This is a genomic window from Novosphingopyxis baekryungensis DSM 16222 (assembly GCF_000420305.1).
Classification (GTDB): domain Bacteria; phylum Pseudomonadota; class Alphaproteobacteria; order Sphingomonadales; family Sphingomonadaceae; genus Novosphingopyxis; species Novosphingopyxis baekryungensis.
In genome coordinates this window covers 558,682-575,448 of record NZ_ATUR01000002.1, presented here as the reverse complement: position 1 = coordinate 575,448, position 16,767 = coordinate 558,682, and the positions used below count along the sequence as shown (strand labels likewise).

General features: G+C 62.3%; 15 protein-coding genes and 1 pseudogene. 10 read left to right on the top strand and 6 right to left on the bottom strand.

What is annotated here, in order from left to right:
* Nucleotides 1-7 precede the first annotated feature (7 nt).
* The gene (locus G410_RS15370) at nt 8-1,042 is read right to left on the bottom strand and encodes a LacI family DNA-binding transcriptional regulator (RefSeq protein ID WP_022672152.1); all 1,035 of its coding nucleotides are present in this window, start codon (nt 1,040-1,042) and stop codon (nt 8-10) included.
* Between the two features lie 174 nt (nt 1,043-1,216).
* Here G410_RS15370 and bglX point away from each other — a divergent pair, with 174 nt between their 5' ends.
* Entirely contained in the window at nt 1,217-3,514 is a 2,298-nt protein-coding gene (gene bglX, locus G410_RS0102835) for a beta-glucosidase BglX (protein WP_022672151.1), read from the top strand.
* 65 nt (nt 3,515-3,579) lie between these two features.
* Here the strand turns inward: bglX and G410_RS15365 are convergent, their stop codons facing one another.
* The 3 genes from G410_RS15365 to G410_RS0102820 form a co-directional block, all read right to left on the bottom strand.
* Nucleotides 3,580-4,527: a hypothetical protein gene (locus tag G410_RS15365; protein ID WP_051137171.1), complete on the bottom strand. Its 948-nt coding sequence runs from the start codon at nt 4,525-4,527 to the stop codon at nt 3,580-3,582.
* A 211-nt stretch (nt 4,528-4,738) separates the two neighbouring features.
* A complete protein-coding gene (locus G410_RS0102825) occupies nt 4,739-5,971 on the bottom strand; it encodes a copper resistance protein B (protein WP_022672149.1) in 1,233 nt (410 codons plus the stop codon).
* Nucleotides 5,968-7,878 (bottom strand): copper resistance system multicopper oxidase, encoded by a 1,911-nt coding sequence (locus G410_RS0102820; RefSeq protein ID WP_022672148.1) that lies wholly within the window; start codon nt 7,876-7,878, stop codon nt 5,968-5,970. The genes G410_RS0102825 and G410_RS0102820 overlap by 4 nt, the downstream gene beginning before the upstream one ends.
* Before the next feature lie 68 nt (nt 7,879-7,946).
* On the opposite strand from G410_RS0102820, the gene G410_RS0102815 reads away from it, so the two are divergent.
* The 3 genes from G410_RS0102815 to G410_RS0102805 all read left to right on the top strand — a co-directional run bounded on the left by G410_RS0102815 (nt 7,947) and on the right by G410_RS0102805 (nt 9,560).
* Entirely contained in the window at nt 7,947-8,219 is a 273-nt protein-coding gene (locus tag G410_RS0102815) for a metal-sensitive transcriptional regulator (protein WP_022672147.1), read from the top strand.
* A gap of 77 nt (nt 8,220-8,296) precedes the next feature.
* Nucleotides 8,297-8,794: a DUF305 domain-containing protein gene (locus tag G410_RS0102810; protein WP_211214992.1), complete on the top strand. Its 498-nt coding sequence runs from the start codon at nt 8,297-8,299 to the stop codon at nt 8,792-8,794.
* Between the two features lie 31 nt (nt 8,795-8,825).
* A complete protein-coding gene (locus tag G410_RS0102805; RefSeq protein ID WP_022672145.1) occupies nt 8,826-9,560 on the top strand; it encodes a MauE/DoxX family redox-associated membrane protein in 735 nt (244 codons plus the stop codon).
* Nucleotides 9,561-9,621: 61 nt separating this feature from the next.
* On the opposite strand, the pseudogene G410_RS17610 reads toward G410_RS0102805, so the two are convergent.
* A pseudogene (locus tag G410_RS17610) lies at nt 9,622-9,978 on the bottom strand (sulfotransferase family protein); the annotation flags it as partial.
* Between the two features lie 222 nt (nt 9,979-10,200).
* Here G410_RS17610 and G410_RS0102790 point away from each other — a divergent pair.
* The gene (locus G410_RS0102790) at nt 10,201-10,614 is read left to right on the top strand and encodes a holin family protein (protein ID WP_022672142.1); all 414 of its coding nucleotides are present in this window, start codon (nt 10,201-10,203) and stop codon (nt 10,612-10,614) included.
* A 109-nt stretch (nt 10,615-10,723) separates the two neighbouring features.
* Nucleotides 10,724-10,987 (top strand): hypothetical protein, encoded by a 264-nt coding sequence (locus G410_RS15360; protein ID WP_022672141.1) that lies wholly within the window; start codon nt 10,724-10,726, stop codon nt 10,985-10,987.
* Between the two features lie 84 nt (nt 10,988-11,071).
* On the opposite strand, the gene G410_RS15355 is transcribed toward G410_RS15360, so the two are convergent.
* Nucleotides 11,072-12,376: a lipopolysaccharide biosynthesis protein gene (locus G410_RS15355; protein WP_033317227.1), complete on the bottom strand. Its 1,305-nt coding sequence runs from the start codon at nt 12,374-12,376 to the stop codon at nt 11,072-11,074.
* A gap of 93 nt (nt 12,377-12,469) precedes the next feature.
* Here G410_RS15355 and G410_RS0102775 point away from each other — a divergent pair, with 93 nt between their 5' ends.
* Genes G410_RS0102775 through G410_RS0102760 form a run of 4 tightly spaced genes read left to right on the top strand, consistent with a single transcriptional unit; the run spans nt 12,470 to nt 16,764 of the window.
* Entirely contained in the window at nt 12,470-13,582 is a 1,113-nt protein-coding gene (locus tag G410_RS0102775) for a hypothetical protein (RefSeq protein WP_028970984.1), read from the top strand.
* Entirely contained in the window at nt 13,579-14,799 is a 1,221-nt protein-coding gene (locus G410_RS15350; protein WP_022672138.1) for a hypothetical protein, read from the top strand. Before G410_RS0102775 ends, G410_RS15350 begins: the two co-directional genes overlap by 4 nt.
* A 16-nt stretch (nt 14,800-14,815) precedes the next feature.
* The gene (locus G410_RS0102765) at nt 14,816-15,883 is read left to right on the top strand and encodes a diacylglycerol/lipid kinase family protein (protein ID WP_022672137.1); all 1,068 of its coding nucleotides are present in this window, start codon (nt 14,816-14,818) and stop codon (nt 15,881-15,883) included.
* Complete coding sequence (locus G410_RS0102760) at nt 15,880-16,764, top strand: hypothetical protein (RefSeq protein ID WP_022672136.1); 885 nt, start codon at nt 15,880-15,882, stop codon at nt 16,762-16,764. Before G410_RS0102765 ends, G410_RS0102760 begins: the two co-directional genes overlap by 4 nt.
* Nucleotides 16,765-16,767 lie beyond the last annotated feature (3 nt).

Here is a 16,767-nt window from a genome sequence, read left to right as displayed (position 1 = left end):
TACCCCTTCACCCTGTTGTCGGCAGGTCCGACCGTGATGACAGAGCGTGCAAAGCCGCTCCGCCGCTTGTTTCCCTGATGACCAGATGGGCCGCTACCGACTCCAACTGCCGGTCGTCCGCGCCATCGATCAGGGCGGACAATCTCGTGAGTGCACGCGCGCCAAGCGCCGCAATATCCACACTGACCGTGGTCAACGCGGGCGTGATAAGGCGTGCGAGCGGAATGTCGTCGAACCCGGCCACGGCGATGTCGCCGGGCACCGACAGGCCGGCCTGACGCAGCGCTGTCATGGCGCCGATTGCCATCATGTCATTGGCGGCGAACAACGCGTCCGGAAGCCGGCCTTGCGCAATCAGACGCTCGGCTGCCGCAGCGCCGCTATCCTCGAAGAAATTGCCGTCGACCATACAGGGTGTCAGCCGGCGATCCTCCATGGCAGCGCGATAGCCATCGAGCCGGGCGGCCGCCTCCTGATTGTCATGCGGACCGCAAATGAACACGATCTCCCGGTGGCCGCTGTCGGCCAAGTGATCGACCATCATCGAAGCCGCCGAGCGATTGTCGATGCAGATACGGGCATGGGTCCGGTCATGCTGCGCACAATTGACCAGCATGACAGGCAGGCCCGCAGGCAGATGCTCAAACAACAGGTCGGTGGAGACATGCGGCGCCATCAGCACCAGACCGTCCACCCGCCCGCGCATCGTGCTCAGGGATTTGACGGCACTCGCCGGCTCCTCGTGAATATTGGAAAGGAGCAACTGGAACCCCAGTTCGGACGCTTCGCGGTCCATACCGCGCACCAATTCGGAGAAAAATTCGCCATGAATATCCGGGAGCAGGATGCCGATCGCGTGGGTCCGCGCCATAGACAGATTGCGTGCGCCGATGTGCGGGGCATAGCCCAGCGCCTTGGCCACTTGGCCAACCTTCAGACGCAATGCTGCGCTGACATTGTCACGACCGTTCATCACGCGCGACACGGAAGCCACGGAGACACCGGCCTCGCGCGCAACATCGCGGATCGTCGCATTTGACATGACTGCCTCGTTCCTCATCCCACACCCGACCTCTTGCGTGTCCAGGCGACGTTCACCGAACGCCGAGTCACTTGACTCTATGTAACCGGTTACATCAGAACGTCAGCGTGATCAATAGATGCGAACTGTCGTCAATACGGATAGACGACATCGATGGTGCGGAGAGACAGGGTTATGCAGGATTTCACGGTATCGCGGCGCGCGCTGATGATGGGCGCCGCAGCAACAACAGCCTGGCTCGCGAGCCCCTGGCGCGCGATGGCGCAGACGGTTTCGCAAGCTTCTGCCGTATTGCCGGACCGCCTGGAACGGCTACTCCAGATGATGACGACCGAGGAAAAAGCCGGTCAGCTGACCTTGATGGCGGCCGCCTGGTCGGGCGGAGCGGCCACCACGCTAAACCCGGCTGGCAACGGCGCGAGCTTTTCGGAGCAGCTGGAGCAGGCACGTCAAGGTCGGCTCACCGGCGTGTTCAATGGCAATGGCGCCGAAATGGCACGTCAGATGCAGATAGCGGTCATGCGCGATTCGCGGCTCAAAATTCCCCTGATCTTTGCCGCCGACGTCATTCACGGAATGCGCACCGTTTTTCCTGTTCCACTCGGGGAAGCGGCCAGTTTCGAACCGGAACTTGCGAGGCGTACGGCGCGCGCTGCGGCAATCGAGGCCAGTGCGGCCGGCATCGACTGGACCTTTGCCCCCATGGTGGACATTGCCCGCGACGCTCGCTGGGGCCGCGGCGTGGAAGGTTCGGGTGAGGATGTGCTGCTGGGCTGCGATATGGCAGCAGCGCGTGTAAAGGGCTTCCAGGGCGCCGATTTGACCGATCAACGCCATGTCCTCGCCTGCGCAAAACATTTTGCAGCCTATGGCGCGGCCGAGGGGGGGCTCGATTACAACACGGTCGACATTTCCGAACGCAGCCTGCGGGACGTCTATTTTCCACCGTTCGAAGCCGCGCTGGATGCGGGCGCGCTGAGCGTGATGGCCTCCTTCAATGAGCTATCCGGTGTTCCGGCCACCGCCAACTCGTGGCTGCTCGACGATGTCCTCCACAAGGAATGGCAGTTCAACGGGTTCGTCGTCTCGGACTATACGGGCGATGAAGAACTGATCGCGCATGGCTTTGCTTCCGATGCACGTGAGGCGACCAAGCTTGCTTTCATGGCGGGCTGCGACATGAGCATGCAGAGCGGATACTATATAGCGCATTTGCCATCCCTGGTTGCGGCGGGCGAGGTGCCGATGGCGCGCCTGGATGAGGCTGTACGCCGCGTGCTCATGATCAAGCACAAGCTCGGCCTGTTCGACGATCCGTTCCGCCGGATCGATCCGAAACGCGAGGCGAGCCGCATCCGTACGCCGGCAATGTTGGAGCTGGCCCGCGAGGCTGGCCGCCGGTCCATCGTGATGCTGAAAAATGATGGAGATCTGCTGCCGCTGCCACGCACGGGCAAGAAAATCGCGTTGATCGGCCCCTTCGCCAGCGGCCAACATGATCTCGTAGGGCCGTGGAATGTATATGGGACAGATGCCGATGCCGTCGACTTGGCGACCGGGGTTCGCGCTGCCGTCAAAGACGAGAGCGCCGTCACCGTTACGCTGGGTAGTGACATTGACGCCCCCCTGCCCGGCGGCATCGAGGCCGCGGTGGCGGCCGCGAAAGCCGCCGACGTGGTGATCCTGGCCATTGGCGAAAGCACCAACATGTCCGGAGAAGCACAGTCGCGTACCAGCATCACAGTGCCGGAATCGCAGCAGGCGTTGGCGGAGGCGGTTGCAGCCACGGGCACGCCGATCATCATTTTGCTGAAGAACGGTCGGGCTCTGGCGCTGCAAGGCGCTGTGCGTGATGCCCCGGCAATCCTTGTCAGCTGGTTTCTGGGATCGGAAAGCGGCCATGCCAGCGCGGACATTCTGTTCGGGGCGGAAAGTCCGTCAGCCCGGCTACCCGTCAGCTTTCCCTATGCCACCGGCCAGGCGCCCTATTATTATGCCCATAAATCGACCGGTCGCCCCAATCCCGATGGGCCTTTGACCGAATATAAGGCACATTACCGCAAATATCCCAACAGCGCGCTTTATCCTTTCGGCCATGGCCTGACCTATGGCGACATCGATTATGTGGATCTGCACATCGAGAGTGACCGGTTGCCATGGGACGGCGCGCTGAATCTACGCGCCACCATCAGCAATCGGGGCGCGCGCGCCGCCGAAGAGGTGGTGCAGCTCTACATTCATGATGCCGCCGCCAGCATCACGCAGCCGGTGCGCGAATTGAAGGCCTATCGCAAGATTGCGCTCAAGCCCGGCGAAAGTCGCGATGTGCTCTTCCAGCTGACACGGTCCGACCTGTTGTTCATTGGGCAGGATATGCAACGCACCGTCGAGCCCGGCCTGTTCCGGATATGGATAGCGCCATCGGCCGAAGCGGACGGTCTGTCGGGCAGCTTTATGCTCATGCCGCAATAGAAGCGACTTGCCGGTTGCGCCCCGGACAAATGCTCCGGGGCGGACCGATCAGTGAAGGACGGGCATCAGCTGTCGGTGCGGGCGTCCGGCGCGCATGCTTCGCCTTGAAGTTGACGCCATGCCGTACGCTGCAGGTCTTCGGCGAGGTCCGGTGACAGACCCAGTTCGGCAGCCGCTTGCTCAGCGCGACCCAGCTCGCGCGGATCACGCCCGGTGACCGAACCGAGTACCACCAGCGCTTCCAGATAATAGCCGGCCGCGCTGGCATGATAATGATCGAACGCCCATAAATCGGCCTGGCCATAAGAGACCCCGTCATAGGGGTTGGGATCGGCAATTCCAGCGGCGATGGCGCAATTGAAGCTCTCGCCAACCGGGTTGACCCGTGCAACGGCGCGATTGGCGCGCTGCGCAACATCGTATCCACGACGGATATCGAGAGCCATCTGATAGATGGATTGACCGCTCCAGGGACGATCCGGCCGATAGGTCAGATCTGGCCGGGACCATGTGGCGTTCAGGCTGATATCCACCTTCGGATTTTGCTTTTGAAACATGGCACCGAAGCGCGCGCTGTAATCGACAAGCTGCGCAGGGTCGCCCGGCTTGTCCGGGCCCAAGGTACTATAATCTTGCAGCACGACATGGTCCCAGTTTCGGTCGAGCACATTGCGCTTGTTGGCCCAATGCCACCCCAGGGAGCGTCCCGGCGCTGTTTCCAGATAGACGTCATAATGCAGACCGAGCTCTTCGGTGAACAATTTGAATAGAGCGGGCATGCCGCCCACCCCTTCCCCATTCAAATCGGTGACGGTTGCGGCGCGATATTTCCACACCGGTGATAGGGCACCAAAGGTAAAGCTGTTGCCGACAAACAAGATGGTCTGCGCAGGCGACGCGCTCGGCGCAACTGCCGCTGTCTGCATGTTCGGCTTTTCGCTCTGCGGCTGAGCCATCACCTGGCCGGCAAAGCCAAGGGCAAGCGCGGCCCCCGCCGCGCCAGATCGCAGCATGATGGATCGCAAGTCAGACCGTCTAGGAACAAGCATGTTTCGCCTCTCAAATCAGGAGGAAGCTTGATCGCCCCTCGCCCAGCCGGTCCCGCAGGATAGCAGGCAGTAAAATAGCTATCGTATCGCGGCGAACGCAAAGGCTTTCTTGGTGCTCAAGCTACCCGGCAGGCTTGCGTCCACGCCAGCCAGCAGGCGCCGCACGCGAACCTCATCAGAACCAGGCGCGGATACCGATTACGTAGCTGGTGACGGACGGATCCTCGCCATCGTTGCGGGCATAGCGGGCGCTGCGTCCGCTTTTCCACTCCTGTTCCATGCCGATGTAGGGCGCAAATTCGCGGGCGATTTCGTACCTTAGGCGAAGCCCTGCCTCCACGCGGTCCAGCCCTGCGCCGATGCCGAGTTCGGGCACATCCTGAGCAGACAGGTTCACCTCTACACGCGGCTGCAGGATTAGGCGCTGGGTAATCCGCTGGTCCAGCTCTGCTTCCAGCCGCGCTGTCAGATCGCCTCGATCGGACAGAAACAGCGCGCTATCGACTTCGAAACGATAGGGCGCGAGGCCCTGCACACCGATCACGGCATAAGTGCGATCGCGCGGTGCGAAATCCTGCCGGATGCCGGTTTGCAGATCGAAGAACGGCGCGATGGCGTGGCTCCACAGGGCCTGAACCTCGGCCCGTTCGATCCGCTCGCCGAAACTGCCCTCGCCTTCGCTCTTGAAAAAGACTTTATCGAGATCGCCACCATAGCTGCCCTGCAGATCCCAGACATAGCCATCGCGGCCGTCACGCGCGCGATATTCGGCCCGGTCGGCCATGAACCATAAAATCTGCTGGCCGCCATGGGTTGCGGCCAGCTTTGCACGCGACGCAGCCATGGCGTCCGCGCCCCATATGGCGTCCGCCGCACGCGCGGGGCCATTGCCAGCGGCAGCAGGTGGTGGCGATTCGACGTTTGGGGCGGCGGTCACCGCGTGGCCCATTGCAGCATGGTCCATCGGGCCCGAACCCATATCCATGGAGCCATGATCCATCGCTCCATGGTCCATCTGGCCTTCCTTCACGCTACCATTTTTCATGGCAGAATGATCCATCGCAGAATGGTCCATGGTCGAGTGGTCCATACCCTCCATGCCATCCATACTGGTCATGGCATCAGGAGACGCCGCGCCTGGAGCGGCTGCAACTGAGTCTTTGACCACCAGCGGTCGCTTGAGTGAAGATGCCTCGGCGCTGGTCTTGGCCGTTGCAGGCTTGGCGGCTGGTTTGGCGCTCGGCTTGGCGGCAGGCTTCGGCGCGGGTTTGGCTACCGGTTTTTGTGCTGGCTTCGATGTTGGCTTGGCGGTGTGCATCACCATGCCCGGCTCCATCTGATGTCCGCTATGCTGTGCAAACGCAGGCGTTGCGCTGCCGATCAGAAGCAGGGCGATGAGCGCCTTCATGCCGCCGCTCCCGGCGCGGCGACGCTGACGGTCTGAAACATGCCCGCATGCATGTGATAGAGCAGATGGCAGTGGAAGGCCCAGTCGCCCGGTTCGTTGGCCGTCAGATCGAACTGGGCGCTGCCGCCGGGCTGCACGATGACAGTATGCTTGAGCGGCTGATGCGCAGCGTCCGCCCCGTTCACCAGCTCAAAGAAATGACCGTGCAGATGGATCGGGTGGGCCATCATGGTGTCGTTGACCAGCTTCACCCGCACCCGCTCATCATAGGCGAAGCGGATTGGATCGTCGCTGACGGCGGTGAACTTCTTGCCATCAAAGGACCACATGTAGCGCTCCATATTGCCGGTCAGATGGATCTCCATGAAGCGCGTGGGGGTGCGGCGATCCGGATTGGGGGCAAGCGCGGCCAGCTGGCGATAATTGAGAATGCGGTGATCCATCTTGTCCAGCCCGATGCCCGGATCACCCATCCGGTCGACCGGGTTCATCGACACCATGTCGATGCCGGGCCCAACCTTGACGTCCGGCGGCAGCAGCGCGGTGTCGCGCATCTTCATGCCGGACATATCCATCCCGGCCATATCATCCATGCCTGCCATTTTTCCTGAACCGGCGGATGGCGGGCTCATCGTTCGGTGATCCATCTTGGCGTGATCCATGCCGGAGTGATCCAGGCCTGAGTGATCCATGCCGGGCATAGCGGCCATATGGTCCTTGCCCGAGGGCGCGGCGCCATGGCTCATCGCGCCATGGTCCATGCCCTGCATCTCGGCCGTCCCTTCCGTGCCGCCGCCATGGTTCATGCCCATATCGGCCATGGTCAGCAGCGGCGGATCGCGCAGAGCGGGCACCGCCGCTCTCGCGCCGGGGATGGCAGCAAGCGTGGCGACCGCCATGCCGGACCGGTCCATGGACTCCGCCACGATGGTGTAGGCGGCCAGCGCGCCGGGCTCCACCAGCACGTCATAGGTCTCGGCCACGCCAATCTGCAGCTCGTCCACCTCCACGGGCCGCACATTCTGTCCGTCGGCGGCCACCACCGTCATCGGCAGACCGGGGATGCGCAGGTTGAAAAAGGTCATCGCCGACCCGTTGATGACGCGCAGCCGCACCCGCTCTCCCGGCGCAAAGGCATATTCCATGCCTTCCTTCGGGCCATGGCCATTCGCCAGATAGGTATAGGTGGCCCCGGTCACGTCCAATATGTCCGTCGCCATCATGCGCATGCGCGCCCACATCCGGCGCTGATCGCCGCTCAGATCATAATCGTCGGTGGCCGTGGTCTGCTGATAGTTGAAATAGCCCTCACCCTTTTTCAGCTTGGCCATAATCTCGTGCGGATGGCGCGGGGTAAATTCGCTCAGCAACAACACATAGTCGCGCTCTGCCGCCACCGGATCGGCGCCCTTGGGATCGACCACGATCGGCCCATAATGGCCGGACTGTTCCTGCAGGCCGGAATGGCTGTGCCACCAATAGGTGCCGGTCTGGCGGATCGGTGGCAGATCATAGGTGAAGGTTTCGCCGGGCTTGATGCCGGGAAAGCTGATGCCGGGCACGCCGTCATATTGAAACGGCACCAGGATTCCGTGCCAATGGATCGAACTGTCCTCGTTCAGATGGTTGGTCACGTTGATCTTGACCGCCTGCCCTTCGGTCAGGCGCACCAGCGGGCCGGGCACGCTGCCATTCACGGCAATGCCGTGGCCAGCACGGCCCTGCACCAAGCGGTGGCCCTTGCCGATACTGAGATCGATGACCGACCCGCTGACCTCGTCGAAGCCCGCACGCAGCATGCCGCCGCTCGCCAGATTGCTGCCACGCGCCCAAGCCGGCGCGGCCAGAGCGGCGCCACCCAAAGCGGCGCCGCCCAGCAGATTTCGACGCGAGACGATCATCGGCATGGCACTTGAAACTCCTTTATATCAGGCCCATCTGGATACCCCTAGCAGGTATTACAAGGTGCAATGCGATGGCCGCCGATCACAAGTCCAGCATCAACCGGTTGCGCCGGATAGAGGGGCAGGTGCGCGGTGTGGCGCAGATGATCGAGGATGATCGCTACTGTATCGATATCCTGCATCAGATCCAGGCGGTGAAGTCCGCTTTGGCCAAGGTGGAAAGCCAGGTGCTGAAAGATCATGCCGGGCACTGCGTGGCCGAAGCGATCGCATCAGGCGACATGGCCGATCAGCAGGCGAAATTCAGCGAACTGGTGGATCTGTTCGAGAAAGTGAAACGATGATGAAGGAAGCCGGATCGATGAATGGAAGCGCGCAGGAAAGCATGAAGCAGGGGGCCAGTTATCCTCGCTTTATGGCCATGGTTGGCACGTCGACGGTGATCATGCTCGGCCTGATGTATCTCAACACCTATCAGCTGGACCATGTCATGTGGAGCGAGACGCGCTTCTGGATGATGTTCATGATGGGCGGCGTGATGGCTGCCGTCATGCTGGCTTTCATGTGGTCCATGTATCGCGATAAAGCCAAGAACATCATCATATTGGCCGTCGCCGTGTTCGTTTTCCTGCTTGGCCTGTTCCTGATGCGCAGTCAGGTCACCATCGACGACAGCGATTATATGTCCGCTATGATCCCGCATCATTCGATCGCGATCATGACGAGCGAGCGCGCCGGTATCGACGATCCGCGCGTGCGCGAACTGGCCGACGGTATCATCCGGGCGCAGCGCAAGGAGATCAAGGAAATGAAGTGGCTGCTGAACGACATCAAGCAGAACGGCAAGGTCACCACCGCAGCCGAGGTCGCTGCCCGTCCGGTGCCCGCTTTTGAGGGCAAATTGAACGCCAGGGACTGAACCGGCCGCCCACACGATCTGGAGACAAACGATGAGCAAGAAAACCGCCACCCTCTATCGCATGGTCATGGACAAGCATGTCTGTCCCTACGGTTTGCGATCGAAACATCTGCTGGAAAGCCAGGGCTATACCGTCGATGATCACTGGCTGACGACGCGCGAGCAGACCGACGCGTTCAAGGCCAAGCATGACGTGAAAACCACGCCGCAGACCTTTATCGATGGGCAGCGGATCGGCGGGAATGACGATCTGCGCCGCCATCTGGGCAAGTCTGTGCCGGACCCCGATGCCACCAGCTACAAGCCGGTGATCGCGATCTTCGCGGTCGCGGCGCTGATGGCGCTGACGCTCAGCTGGTCGATGACCGGCGCGCTGCTTACGGTGCGGGCGGGCGAGATGTTCATCGCCATCTCCATGTGTGTGCTGGCGATCCAGAAGCTGCAGGATGTGCGCGGCTTTGCCACCATGTTCCTGGGTTATGATCTGCTAGCGCAGCGCTGGGTGCCCTATGCCAGCATCTATCCCTTTGCCGAGGCGCTGGCGGGCATATTGATGCTGGGCCGCGTGCTCGGCTGGATATCGATCCCGGTGGCGCTGTTCATTGGCACCATTGGCGCCATTTCCGTATTCTACGCAGTCTATGTGCAAAAGCGGGAATTGAAATGCGCCTGCGTGGGCGGCAGCTCCAACGTGCCGCTGGGCTTCGTTTCATTAACCGAAAATGTAATGATGGTGGCGATGGCGCTATGGATGCTGTTTACTTAGGGCGACCAACAGCCTGAACGGCCGATGGCGACCGTAACAGAAGCTCCGTCGCCCTTCAGCCTCAGGTCGCACTTGTCGCCAGTGCTTCTTTCAGGTTGCCGAGCCATGGCTCATAGGGGTTCCAGGCGTCTTTGCCCTTTTGGTTGATGGGTTGGCGCACCTGTTCGCTGCTGGCGGTGCGAACGGCGTGGCTGGTGGTGTGGAAGTTGAGGCAGGCTTCTTCGAATTCCAGACCGATATAGTGCAGCATCCGGCGGGTCTGGCCTTCCAGATCGTCCAGCGCATCCTCATGCTGAACGCGCAGCACCCTGCCCGGCAGCACCTCGTCCCAATGGGCCATCAGATCGACATAATCGGCGTAATAACGGCCGATTTCGTGCAAGCCGTACGTGAATTCCTGCCGCTGCGCGAACAGCTGCGCGCCGCAGGCTTCCTGCTGCTGTTCCAGTTCGCGGCCCTTTTGTTTTAGGTCATTTGCAGCGGGCGTCTCCTTTCCGTTGACGTGAAGGTAAAGCCACTGCTGTTCATGCGCTAAACCGGCTGCAAGTGCACACTGGCGCCAAAGGCTACGCCTTTGGATAAATCCCTGTCCTACATAACACCATATCGGTTATTTCATCCTTCTAGCGAGGAGAAAGTTATGCCACCTATCGGTTCACTCATTGGCCCTATCACGGGGCTGCTCGATAAAATCATCCCGGACCAGGGGGCCAGGGACAAGGCCAAGCTGGAACTGCTTCGGCTCGACAATGATCGGGAGCTGGACGCTGTGCGCGCACGCCTGTCCGCGATCATTGCCGAAGCCCAGTCCGGGGACCCCTGGACCAGCCGGGCGCGGCCCAGTTTTCTCTATGTCATGTATGCGCTTTTTCTATGGTCCATCCCGATGGGCCTGATTGCCGCCATCCGCCCGGCAACGGCCAGTGCCATTGCGCAGGGCATGACCGGCTATCTCGCCGCCTTGCCCGAACCGCTCTACGCGCTCTTCGGCACCGGCTATCTGGGCTATACGGTTGCACGCCAGTGGGGCAAAGCCAATGGTAGCGAGCGTTGATGCATCATCCCTCACGAGGGTCAGCCGGCTCGATGTCCGCGCTCTTCTTGAAATGGCGCGTCAGCCGGCTACAACCGGCGCGCTGATATTAAGAGTAGGAAAGCACCACATGAAAACATTCTTGAAGACCATGGCAGCCGGTTCGCTCATCGCCGCCCTGCCCGCCCTCGCCGCCTGCGCGCAAAGCGGCACCGACGAGGAAGCGACGGCAGAAGCCAATGCCATGGGCAATGATCTGCAGGACAGCGTCGGTGAGATGGGCGAAAGCATGGAAAGCAGCGCATCCGACATGGGCGATGCCGTTGAAGACAGTGCCGACGAAGCGGGCGACGCCGTCGAGGATGCGACAAATGACGCGGATGCGCAGATGTAATTCGCGCAGCCCCGACTGTTCGAGAAAAGGCGTCGACCCTACGGTCGGCGCCTTTTTCATGTCCGGCGCCTTACGTAGCGCTGCTTAAAGCCGTGCTGCGGCGGTGCTGCTCTCCTGCACGGCGCGGTGGGCATAGAGCATGAAACCCGCCAGCGCCGCCGCCGACGCCAGCAGCGTCGATGCCGCAGCGCCGATGCCGCCATAGGCCGTCAGCGTGACCGCCGCCGTGCCGAACAGGAGTATCGTGGCGACAATCCGGATGCCCATGATGGTGCGCGTGCGCCCAATGCCGAGCAGCACCGGCTCAAAACCCGTGCCCATCACCTCGAACGCGGTGGCAATGCTCAGCAGCACCAGTATGACATAGGCATCGGCAAATTCGCTTCCGCCCACCAGCGACAAGACCGGTTTGCTGACGATCGGCGCCAGAATGCAGATGATGGCACCGGAGATGAGGGTGAAGCGGGCGGCCTGCCGATATAATGTCCTGAACGCGTCCGGCGACGGATCGGCACTGGTGCGGGTAAATTCGGGAAAGACGGCGCGGGAAAACATGTCCGCCAGCCGCGCCAATGCCTGGCTAAGCTGGAATGCGAGCCGATATGCGCCCGCGGCGGCCGGGCCCGCCACCACGCCGAGCAGAACGATCAGCAGCTGCTTGCTGCCATTGTTCAGCGTGGCATTGATGTTCACCGTCAGCGCAAACGGGGTGAGACCGGGATGATCGGCGGGCACGGTCCGAATAGCGCGCCATGGCCCGATAAAGGAACGGTCTGTGCGATAGGCGGCGATCCAATAGGCGATCACGGTGGCAATTTCGGCCACGGCCCATGCGATCAGAAAGCCGGTCACGGTGGCGCCGCTGACCGTGGCGATCACAGCGCCGATGAACCGGGTGATCGGGGTGACTGCGTCTGCGGCGGCGCCCACATTGAACTTGTCGTGCAGTCTCAGGATACCCACCGCCGTCGAGCGGGTGGAGAGCAGCAGAATGGCACAGAACAGCCATGCACGCCGCTCCAGTTGCGGCGACCATCCGAGATGCGCCGAGAGCAGCAGTATAGCGACCAGCGCGATGACGCAGCCAATCAGCGCGGCGGCAAGATCGAGCAGGATGGTAAACCGGGCGAGCCGCCCCAAGGCGTCCATGCGGCCATCCTGCAGCAGCGCCACACCGTAACGGATAATGATCTGCCAAGACTGAAAGGTCACAAAGCCTGCGACCGCCTGGCCCGTGCTGAGGATCAGCGTGAACTGGCCAAATCCATCGAGCCCAAGGCTGCGCGTGGCCAGCCCGAGATAAATGAGGCTGAGCACCGCACCCACGCCCTTGCCAGCAAGCAGCCATCCCACATTGCGCAGGGCACGGCGAAATGGGCTGGGAGTCACGGCATACCTTTTGCGTTGGCTTTTCAAATGGTGACCGTGCAAATCCGGCCTTCTAAATTTGGCTCACACGTCTCAGGCGCTATGGAACGCGGCATGCGAATCGCCTTCCTCTATATCGCAGAAGCCTATCAATGCTATCATGGCGGGGCGATTGCGCTCGAACTGGCGTCCCGCCCAGGCTGGGAGGTGGTCAACCTGTATAATGATCCGGACACGCCCCATCACCTCGAACGCATCCGCGCTGCCTATGGCGCGCCGTCTGTTCCGGAACATCGCCTGCGCCGCAGCCTGCTCACCCGTACCCTGCAGCGCATCCGCATCCTCGGCATGTTCAAGGATCTGACGATGCGCGACAATGTGGCCGAACTGAACAGGTGTGACGCCGTTTTCGCCGTGGAGAACAGCGTGGCCGCACTGCGCCGGCTGGGGGCAGACAGGCCGCGGCTGATCTATGCCCCGCATGGTTTTGGCGACCGGGCGCGCGGCTTCATCGCGCGGATCGCGACGTTCGATTTCGTCCTGCTGGCCGGTGCCAAGACCGAGCAGCGGATGCTGCGCGAGGGCCTGGTACGCAAGGGCGACTATGCGCTCACCGGCTCGGTGAAGCTGGAAACGGGCGAGCGCTTGGCCGATCAGACCCCGCTCGACTTTGCCGGGGAAAAGCCGGTGGTGCTCTATAACGCGCACAAGGAACCCAGGCTTACCTCATGGCATCGCTTCATCGAACCGATGCTGGCGGGCTTTGCGCAGGACCCATCGCTCAATTTGCTCGTCGCCCCGCATGTGAAGCTGTTCCGCCGCCGCAGCGAGAAACTGCGCGCCCGTTGGCGTGCCCGCAGCGGCCCGAACATTCTGGTCGATCCCGGTTCCGATCGCTCGGTCGATACGAGCTACACGGCGGCGGCGGACATCTATGTGGGCGATGTCAGCAGCCAGGTTTACGAATTCCTGACCAGACCGCGCCCCTGCGTTTTCCTGAATGCACACGGTATCGACTGGAAAGACGATCCAAGCTTTGCCCACTGGCATCTGGGTGATGTGGTGGATGATCCGGCGCAGCTGATGGACGCCATCCGCGCGGCACCGGCACGCCATCATCTCTATCGTGACAGACAGGAAAGCATGGCGGCCGCCTCGCTCGGCAATCGCGCACCGGGTATTGCGCAGCGCGCAGCGGACGCGGTGGACGCATTTTTGCACCGATGAAGATCGGCTTTCTTTTCAATCATGATGCGCTGCATCAGGTGCGCCACAGCGCGCCGATCATCGGCGCGCTCGTCCCGGATGCACGCGCCGAGGTTACGGTGCTGACCTCCAGCGCGGCGCAGGAAACAGAGGTGCGTGCCATCATCGGCGCGCAGGCTGCCGCCGCCGTGCACTTCGAGCGTCTTTCCATTGGCAGGACGGCACGCTTGCTGGATGCGGCGCTGCGCTGGATAGCGCCTTTCCGCCGGATCGCCGTTCTGCGGGAAAATCTGTCCGCCTTTGCCCAGCTCGACGTTCTGGTGGTGCCCGAGACGACATCCCTCATGCTGCGCGATCGGTTCGGGCTGACATCGCTCAAGCTCGTATGGATTCCCCACGGCGCCGGCGACCGCTCGATCGGCTTCCGTCCTGAAACCCGCCAGTTCGACCTTGTCCTGCTGTCGGGCGACAAGGTGCGCGACCGGATGCTGGCCGAAGGGCTCGTCACCCAGGACAATCATGCCGTGATTGGCTATCCGAAGTTCGACACCGTTGCGTTCGATAAGCCAGGACGAACTATGCCCCCCGGCCTGTTTGCCGATGTGCGCCCGACCGTCCTGTACAACCCCCATTTCGATCCGCTGCTGTCCTCCTGGTATGACTGGGGCCGCGATATCATCCGGTGGTTTGCCGAAGATGGCCGCTACAATCTGATCGTCGCTCCGCATGTCATGCTGTACCAACGCCGGATGCACGCGTCTGTCGAACATCGCCGCATGCGTCTTCCGGGCGCGCTTCCGGACCATGGCGGCGCGCCGAACATCCTGATCGATCCCGGCAGCGAACGTTCGATCGACATGAGCTATACGCAGGCCGCCGATCTGTATCTGGGCGATGCGAGCAGCCAGATCTATGAGTGGATCGCACAGCCCCGCCCCGCCATCTTTCTCAATCCGGAAGGGATCGCGTGGCAGGCCGATCCCAATTTCGCGCATTGGCAGCTTGGCGACGTCGTCAGCCGCCTCGAAGCCTTGCCCGAAGCGCTGGAACGGGCCTTTGCGGAACCGGACCGATACCGTAAAGAGCAGGCCGCGCGGTTTTCCCACACGTTCAGCAGGACAGGCGAATCTGCGGCCAAGCGCGGCGCAAAAGCTATTCTCGACCGGTTCTCCAATATCACAGCGGCCAAGAAATATCGTGACGCAGCTGCGCACGATGTTGAGAAAGGCGGCATTTGAAGCAATATGGGCCGTAATGAACGACAGCATCTACGATTTCGGCCTGGAACGGGAGGCCTATCAACCGCCTCGTCCGAACCATGGACGGGGCGAAAGAGAGGCTGTGTCCATGCGTGAGACGCGCAGCAGCAGCCGCCGCGCTGGCGTGAAGCGGCTTGGCCTGATCGTCAATCCACGCAGCCACCGCAATCAGGGGCGCACGGCGCTGTCCCGCGTGCCGTCCGACATTATCGCCCGCGCGCCGAAGACACGATCCGAATTGAAGGACGTGCTGCTGATGTTTGCCGATCGAAAGATCGACATTCTGGCGATTGACGGCGGCGACGGTACGGTGCGCGATGTGCTGACCTGTGCCGGGGATATCTGGGGCACGGACTGGCCCGATGTCATGCTGTTGCCTACCGGCAAGACCAACGCCCTGGCGGGCGACCTCGGCGTGCCGAGCAACTGGAGCCTCGAAGATGGCCTGGCAGCCGCCCAGGCGGGGGGCATTGCAGTCCGCCGCCCACTGGAAATCGTTCCTGCCGGAGCGGACGGCGTGCCCGTGCGCGGGTTCATCATGGGTGTAGGCTCCTTTGTCAGCGCGACCGACCTGGCCCAGAAAACGCACCGGGCCGGCGCGTTCGACGGGATCGCGGTTGGCCTGGCCCTGATCTGGGGTATCGGCCAGACGCTGTTCGGCAGCGGCAGATCGTCCTGGCGGCGGGGCAGCCGCATGGATATCCACTATGGCGACGGGGCCGATCGCATGCACGGCACCACGCCGGACGGCAGCGCCAACCGCTATCTGCTGCTGGCGTCCACATTGGAACGCCTGCCGATCGGCCTCAAACCCTTCGGTATGCCGCGCGCCGGCCTGAAGACCTTGCTGATCGACGCACCTCCACGGCGGCTGGCGGCCACTTTTCTGCCGCTGCTGTCCGGATCGCAGGCGCAGAAGCTGGACGATGCCGGTTATCACCGGGTCGATGCGTGCAGTCTGAAGCTCGATATCGAAACCAGCTTCGTGCTGGATGGCGAGACCTTTCCTGCCGGAGCATTCACCGTGCGCGAGGCCACCGCCTTGCGGTTCATCATTCCGTGAATATCCAGACATTTCTGGCCGGGAAACTGGCCGCGCCGGTTCAGCCGGCGGTGCGTGCCATCGCAGAAGAGATCGCCCGCAATGCCGATGCCGAGGCCGTTCTGTTCTACGGATCCAATCTGCGCACCGGGTCGCTCGACGGGGTGCTGGATTTCTACATCCTCACTTCCGGCCCGCGCGAACGCGGTATCTGGCCCACGGTCAGCTATCGCGAGTTCGATCATGACGGCATGCGGCTGCGGGCCAAGATCGCGACGATGCGACTGGCGACGTTCACGCGCGCGGCGGCCGACAAGACCATCGACACCACCATCTGGGCGCGCTTCACCCAGCCTTCTGCGCTGATCTGGACCAGAAATGCGCATGCCGAACGCCGGACCATCGCCGCCATCGCCCAGGCGGCGTCCACTGCCGGTCGCTATGCCGCGGCGCTGGGGCCGGAAAGCGGCCGTGCCGCCGATTATTGGCAGGCACTATTCAAGGCGACCTACACCGCAGAGCTGCGCGTGGAACGCAATAATCGCCATGCCCAGATCGTCGAGAACAATCCGGATTATTATGAGCGCCTGCTTCCGCTCGCCTGGGATGGTGGCACGGTGCCTTTCCAGCAGGCCGGCGGCATGCTGGAGCCGATGCTGACCTCCACGGACAGCCTCAGGCTGAAAACCGCCTGGCGGCTGCACTGGCTGGCTGGCAAGCCGCTCAATATCGCCCGCTTGCTGCGCGCCAGTTTCACATTCGAAGGTGCCGCGCGCTACGGTGCCTGGAAGATCGAGCGACATACCGGCGTGCCGGTGGCCCTGACACCATGGCGCGAAAAGCACCCCGTGCTCGCGGCGCCCGGTGTTCTGTGGCGGGTCTGGCGCAGCGGCCGGAGCTGACGG